Here is a 7,305-nt window from a genome sequence, read left to right as displayed (position 1 = left end):
GGAGGATTAAAATGGTTAAAGTCGCTGATTTACCAAGTTTTGATATGGCTGAGTCACTCAAAACTGAAGAAGACATTGTGATGTATCTCAACATGGTTCTTGAGGAAAATGATCCAGCTGAATTAGCTCATGCTCTTGGCGTAATTGCTAAAGCTCGTGGCATGACTCAAATCGCTAAAGAAGCAGGGATTGGACGTGAAGCACTTTACAAAGCCCTACGTCAGGATTCAGCACCACGTTTTGATACGATTAATCGTGTAGTGAATGCTTTAGGCTTAAAACTGACAGTACAACATGCCTAAAAACTTAAAAAATATAGTAAAAATGGGAGCTAAAGGCTCCCATTTTTTGATTCGTATAAATTTACTTTTGACTTAAAGTCTTTAATTCACGAATAGCTTTGCTTAGTTCAAACATTTGGTTGTGTAACTGCTCAGATAACATCTCATTATTTGCATCTTTTTTATTCAAAATATCTGCAATATCAATAGTATCTTCCATAATCTGAATTAATTTACTATGCACCTGTTCATATTCACTATTAGGCATCATTATCTCCTCCAAAAATTTAAGTCATTTAACATAAAATCTCTTATACGAAATCCAAATTCAAGACATAAAAAAGCCCAACATCCTGTTGGGCTTTTTTACGTATTTGATGCGTTGGTATAACTCCTGTCGTACCTGCATATTCCATTGCTACGGTTTCTTATTGTTATCTGGAGCATCCTGCTCTCTATGTGTTCATCATAGAAAATTGAGGGCGATTGGTATAGACGCAAAATACCTGAATGAATGTGAGCCAAGGCTTACAAAATTGATTAAAACTTATCCCGAAAGTTGTCCGCAGAAATTGGGGATGAATTTGATCTTAAAAGGCATATATCTTATAGGGAATTGCGGTTTTTGATCGTTTTTTAATCAATTTTATAGGCAAAAAATGACAAATATGCTCAAAAAGAAACCGACATGTTTCACAGTCGGTTTTTTTCTGTTTTTCAGGGTGGGTGAAAATTCTTAAGTTATTGATTTTAAATCATTATTTTGCTTGCATTTCGCATAAGCTCTATTATGTTAAATGGGAGGGAGCAAAATAAGTTAACATTTTGCTTCCGACCACATTAAGCTAGAGTTTTATTTAAATAAAGCTATTTAGTAATCATTAAAATCTAAATCTAACACCAGCTCCATATAACCAACCTTTCTCAGAGTTTGATTCTATTTGCCACGACGTTTCATCATTACCTTTTGAATACTCATAGGCAATGTCGATATACGGCATGATCTTTTTACTGATTTCATAGCGAGTTTCAAGCCCTGCGGTTGCACTGCTTAAACCAGTTTTTTTCGCATATTTAGAGTCATCACTAAAGATCGCATCCAACTCTAAATAAGTTTGAATAATCAACTTTTGGGTAATCAGAAAATCACGTTCCGTTTCTAGACTAAAGCCCGCATAACTGTCTTCTCCTGCATAGAGATAAGCATCAGTTTCAAAGAAATATGGTGCCATACCATGTAAGCCAATCACTGCATCAACATTTTCTTCGGTATCTTTGCGATGATCATCGAGTTCAACTTTTTCACTGCGATAACGTGCACCAATCTGTGCATCCCAAAAGTCTGAAATCATACGGCTATATAAAAGTTTGGCATCATAATGTGCATCATGCGATTCTTCTTTATCGGCATGAACTTTAATAAAAACCTTATTTTCATCTGTGCCAATACGGGTTTCAAACTCTGACTTTAAACCGCCTGTGCCATCTTCATTGACAAACCACTTATTATCCACCGTCGTAATCGCATAAATTTGCGCACCGTGTTCTGAGCGATGATCATAATGCGAACTCTGCTGAGTATTCGCATCTGGTACATGATGTAAATGATTAACCGTAGATGTTGCCTGATGTTGTGCATGATTCATCTCAGACATGGCTTGATGATTCATTGATGGCATATTTTTCCCATTATTCTGAGTAGTTGAATGATGCCCTTCGTGCGCCACACTTAAGGTCGTTAAACTCAATACCGCAACAGAAAAAATCGCTTTCAATACAAAATTAGTGATGTGCATGTTCAGCTCCTTTTTGCTCAGTTACTTCGTGAGTTTGAGTCGAATTTGTACCTTGAATTGGCATTGTAGATACTTGTTCATCGCTAACATTCGCCACGATTAACTTGTTCATCATCCCCGCACTCATGTGATACAACAAATGACAATGGATTGCCCATTCACCCAATTCATCCGCAGTTAATAAAGCCGTAACTGTTTTACCCGGTGGTACGATCAATGTGTGTTTATTTGGCATATCTACCGACTTTTGACCATTCTCCAGCTGCATAAACATACCGTGTAAATGCATCGGGTGCGCCATCATACTGTCATTAATAAATTTGATACGAATACGCTCGCCATATTTCACTTTTAACGGCTCAGCATCACTAAATTTTTTACCGTTAATGGTCCAAATATAACGTTCCATAGTACCGCCCAAACGCACGACCAATTCACTGCTGGCTTCACGAGTATCTTTTTGCGGCTCTAACGATTTTAAATCGCTATATTGCAAAGCTTTATTACCTGCAGGTGTAGAGGCATTTGCCCAACCATAAACCACTTGATCATTTTTTTGCGGTTTTACTGCGCTATGCTGTGAATGATCCGTGCCTTTCATATCGCCATGGTTCATTTTCGAATGATCCATTCCTGAATGATCACCACCACCATGTCCCATATCTTCCATAGTCAAAAGCGAGCGTGGACGTGGCTGAGGCATATGCATGCCGTGTGTCACAGGATTTAGTTCATTGTGTAGCGTACCAATCGCATAACCTGAACGGTCAATTGACTCAGCTTCAATTTGATAATGTCCACCTTTTGGCTCCACAATCACATCATAAGTTTCAGCCGTACCAATACGGAATTCATCTACAGAAATGGGTTTCACAGGCTGACCATCAGCACTAACCACAGTCATTTTCAAGTTAGGAATACGGACATCGTAGAAAGACATCGCAGATGCATTCACAAAACGTAGGCGAATTTTTTCATTCGGTTTAAACATTCCTGTCCAATTTTGTTCAGGTGTTTTGCCATTAATGAGGAAGGTATAACCTGTAACATCCGACATGTCGGTTTTTAGCATACGCATCTGATTCCACATTTTGCGGTCAGACCATGTCGCTTTTATGCCATCACGTTTAACCTGCTTCCAAACATCACCCAAGGTTTCACGCTGATCTTGATAATATTCAGCTGAAATTTTAAGATCTTTCTGAATTTGATCACTGGTTTTTTCATGAAAATCTGACAACATCACCACATAGTCACGTTCAGCTTTTTCATGTGCTGCCAATGGTGTTTTACCTTTTGGATAAATCACAAAAGAACCATATAAGCCGTCTTGTTCCTGTCCTTTAGAATGAGCGTGATACCAATAAGTCCCGCTTTGGCGAATCTTGAATTTATAAACATACTCGCTTTGAGGCTTAATACCGTTAAAACCATTAAATCCTGGTACACCATCCATAATGCCCGGCAACAACAGTCCGTGCCAATGAATAGAAGAATCTTGGTTTTTTAAATTATTTTTCACGCGAATGATGGCTTCATCACCCTCTTCAAACTCAAGCAAAGGCGCAGGAAATTGACCATTTACGGTAATGCGCTTTACAGGCTTTCCAGTTGGGCTGACCACTGCTTCATCAATAACAAGCTGATATTCACGCACTTCGGCAAAAACCAAAGGCGACGATGCAAAACAAATACCTGCTAATAGGTACGAACTAATTTTATGAGACATAACTTAACCTTAGTTTTTGAAAAATAAATAAATTTTTAAAAAAAATTGGTTAAGTTTTAGGAGGACGTGAAATTTCTTGCCAATACCCATTTAGATATTGGTTGAGGTAATAAAAATTAGGCTGATCTATAGAATAGAAGGTATCTAGGGGATCTAGCGAGCTTTGCAAAGAATGAAGACATGAGATCTGTGTCTGGCAGGATAAGCTAGAACATTCCTGACACTTTTTGTGATCTATATTCTGATTAATAGCTAAATGATTATGGCAATCGGTATTCGTTTGTACTTCGTGATTAATACCATGTTGAGTGACTTGCTGTGCTTGATCTAAACAATGATCTTGGCTCATTTCAGTTTGAATATTGATATGCATTATCTTTACTGATGCAACAGACACACTACTCCATCCTATGGCAAAAACCATAAGAAAACAAAACCAAAGTTTTTTGGAGAGATGAGTCAACACGAATGCTATCTAGGAATAGAATTTAATCCAAAATATCTTAACGGAATTTCAACTATTTACAACTCAATATAATTTAGTAGTTTCTCTAAAATTAACATAATACACCTTATGCGAAGTCAAAAACTCTAGACCTAAAAGTACATATAAAATTAGTGCCTATTCATAATAAAAATTAAAACTCTTGTAATTACTTTCATACTTGTATCAACTTTTTTAAACAGAACTATTGTTCTTAACTAAATGCTCTCATTCCCTCAACGTTCCCCTTCAGTCTGCCTATCGGCAGACGGTGAACGTTGAGGGAATTTCGGCCATACTTACCCTTAAAGGGGCTAATTATCCCCCTTAAAGTATTCCCGAAAATCTATCGGACTGACGGAGCCACGTCTCGGTCGATCGGCAAAGAGTAAGTGTACTTTCTCTTCAGGCTGAGATTACGATCTACACATCGCATTGGCACGTTCTCAAACCGAACAGCAGCTTTTCTCTGCGAGGGTTTCCCCAACATACAATTTAAAGCTTAGCTGAACTACTCATCACGCTGTTGCTTTGCCAATATCCCCTAGTAACAACTTAATCACGATGGTGCGCTAGCGTCGCTAATCCATCCACCCGCACCTGTGAAATCTACAAAATCTGTAAATCAAGCAGAGCGTAGCAAAATTTAAAAAATCGGATTTAAATTGGTTCAATTTCTGCATGTTTCAGAAAAAAAAATTTAATGCATTAATCATTGAACCGAATTCTAAAAAATACATATATGACCTTCAGCACATTTTGATGCCATATAAACCTTTTTATTGACTTATCTAAGAAAAAAATTATTGATCTTTGCAAAACAGAATAAGCTCTAAATAAAAGGGGCAATGCGACAAGCAAGCCTACCTGTGTCCACAATTTTCTTCGAAAATTTGGACTCAGGGACTTGTTAGGGGTTTCACCCCTAAGACCCCAAAAGCAAAAGCTCTTAACGAGACACGAAATGGTAAAAAATAAAACAAAAAAATTTAGACTCACACAGCTCCAGTTTGAGCAACTGGAGCAACACCTGCAAAAGGAAAATACAAGTTTCACTGACTTCATTCATTCATTAATCGAGCGTGAAGTCATGCAAGATGTGATTACCGTTCAACAAACCAAAGACGAAATAAAACCCACAAGAACAAAAATTAAAACAGTGATTGAGGTAGTCAAACGCTATCAAAAGACTGATCCGAATGTATTGCTAGAGCTATCAAGAATCGGCAACAACATAAACCAAATTGCACGAGCGTTGAATATCATCAAGAACGCAGATCCTCAAGAACAACGCAAACTAAATATTTTTAACATGTTGCTTGTTTTAAAAGGCATTCAAACCGAGCTAGAAAAAGTCTTCCCTGCCTTACCTAAAATTAGTCGGCAAAGCCCTGAACGCTTAAAAAAGCAGTTGTCTTCAGTACAACTGGCTGAGGATGATGAAAGTGCATATTAAATTTTTGAATCATGGCAAAGGCAATGCTGCCAAAGCATCGGCATACTTACTCGATAAGTTTGATCACATGGGCAATGTGCGTGCAGGCATTGAAGTTTTAAGAGGTGATGCAACCACATTTAACGCCATTTGTGATGCAAGCCCCCATCTGTGGAAATACACCAGTGGCGTGATTGCTTGGTCAAAGGATGATGCCCCTACAGACGAGCAGATCAGGGAGGTTTTAACCGACTTTGAACAACATGCTTTCTCAGGGTTAGACCCATCTCAATATCATCTGTTTGCCGTTCAACATACGGATGATGATGGCTCAAAGCATATTCATGTTTTAGTACCACGCCTTGATTTACAGAGTGGAAAATCACTCAACATTGCGCCCCCAGGGCATGAGAAACATTTCGACTCATTACGGGATTACTTCAACACAAAATACCAGTGGTCACGCCCTGACGATTTGCTGCTAATGCACACGACACAAGAGCCGAACCACGTTGCCAAGCTTAATGCTCAAGCAAAAAAAATACTCTCAAGCAAAGAGCTAGAAACCTTGCCCAAAAAGCAATTTTACAAAGCAATTGATAATTACGTGAAAACCCTCTTAAAAACCAACACAGCAAAAAATAGAGCGGAAATAATCACCTGTATCAAACAACTAGATGGAGTCGACTCGATAAAACCAAATAAAGAGTCTCTAACGGTCACTCTCAACAACGGCAAAAAACATCGAATAAAAGGTGATTTCTATCATGAAAACTTCGAAATTGGATCTTATTCAGAGCATCTCAGAGCAGCAGCAGAAAGCCGACCAACTGCAAGTGAGCTTGCAGCAGCTCTCACAGACGCTGAGCAACTTCGAGCAACTTATAGAGCAAAGCGAGAAGCCTATAATCAACAACACCACGCTTTTACGCAAAGTACAGCAGACGACAACAACCATAGAATCGCACCTAAGCTCGATTTTGACCGAGCTAGGGTTTCTATCACCCCAAGCAATAAAAACGCTAACAGCGAGCTATACGGAGCAAATAGAGGCACTTCAAAAAAAACTAGCGAATATAGATATTACGGAAATATCAAAAGTGAAATCGAGCATAGATTCGTTTTCAACCTCAATTCAGGCTCTACAGAACCACATCAACAGCCAGTTGCAGAGCCTTTCAATCGACAAGCAGAGCCTACAAAAGAGCATACAAACCCAAGTACAGCAAGCGATAGCGAACCAAAGCGTACAGATCGAGAGCGAAATACAAACACTGATTTCAGAAAAGCTAAGCAATCAGAGATCGAAATACATTCTTTGGGGGGTAATCAGCTTTGGAATACTGAGTCTTTTAATGAGTTTTTATCTGAGCTATCAAGCCAGCATGAATCTAAAGACCATCGAAGCACAAGAACAAATAATTCAGCAGAACAGTCAGCAAATCAGAAATCAAATCAAAATGTTGGAAATCCAACGGAGGTAAGCAATGCAGACAGAAATCGACCACTTCTTAACAGAGCAAAACAACTTGTTATCAGAACAAAACAGCTTATTGATTCAACAAATCAATTCATTAAAA

The 7,305-nt window shown here is 38.4% G+C and carries 7 protein-coding genes; 3 read left to right on the top strand and 4 right to left on the bottom strand.

Going from position 1 to position 7,305, the window contains the following annotated elements; all coding sequences use genetic code 11:
• The first annotated feature begins 11 nt into the window (after positions 1–11).
• A complete protein-coding gene (locus tag FTV43_RS14090; protein WP_004969304.1) occupies positions 12–302 on the top strand; it encodes an addiction module antidote protein in 291 nt (96 codons plus the stop codon).
• Positions 303–363: 61 nt separating this feature from the next.
• Here the strand turns inward: FTV43_RS14090 and FTV43_RS14085 are convergent, their stop codons facing one another.
• From FTV43_RS14085 to FTV43_RS14070, 4 genes are all read right to left on the bottom strand, one after another.
• Complete coding sequence (locus FTV43_RS14085) at positions 364–552, bottom strand: hypothetical protein (protein WP_179995750.1); 189 nt, start codon at positions 550–552, stop codon at positions 364–366.
• A 610-nt stretch (positions 553–1,162) separates the two neighbouring features.
• The gene (locus FTV43_RS14080; RefSeq protein ID WP_179995749.1) at positions 1,163–2,077 is read right to left on the bottom strand and encodes a copper resistance protein B; all 915 of its coding nucleotides are present in this window, start codon (positions 2,075–2,077) and stop codon (positions 1,163–1,165) included.
• On the bottom strand, positions 2,064–3,806 hold the full coding sequence (locus FTV43_RS14075) for a multicopper oxidase domain-containing protein (protein WP_179995748.1): 1,743 nt from the start codon (positions 3,804–3,806) through the stop codon (positions 2,064–2,066). Before FTV43_RS14075 ends, FTV43_RS14080 begins: the two co-directional genes overlap by 14 nt.
• A 49-nt stretch (positions 3,807–3,855) precedes the next feature.
• Positions 3,856–4,203, bottom strand: coding sequence for a hypothetical protein (locus FTV43_RS14070; RefSeq protein ID WP_179995747.1), 348 nt, complete (start codon positions 4,201–4,203; stop codon positions 3,856–3,858).
• A 1,051-nt stretch (positions 4,204–5,254) separates the two neighbouring features.
• Between FTV43_RS14070 and mobC the strand changes: the two genes are divergently transcribed.
• Entirely contained in the window at positions 5,255–5,746 is a 492-nt protein-coding gene (gene mobC, locus FTV43_RS14065) for a plasmid mobilization relaxosome protein MobC (RefSeq protein ID WP_035270222.1), read from the top strand.
• Positions 5,730–7,305: relaxase/mobilization nuclease domain-containing protein (locus FTV43_RS14060; RefSeq protein ID WP_257224124.1), on the top strand; the 1,576-nt coding region annotated here is incomplete at its 3' end. The genes mobC and FTV43_RS14060, both read left to right, overlap by 17 nt.

Source organism: Acinetobacter sp. YH16053 (assembly GCF_013417035.1).
In the GTDB taxonomy this organism is placed as follows: Bacteria; Pseudomonadota; Gammaproteobacteria; order Pseudomonadales; family Moraxellaceae; genus Acinetobacter; species Acinetobacter towneri.
This window is presented reverse-complemented; position numbering and strand designations above follow the sequence as displayed.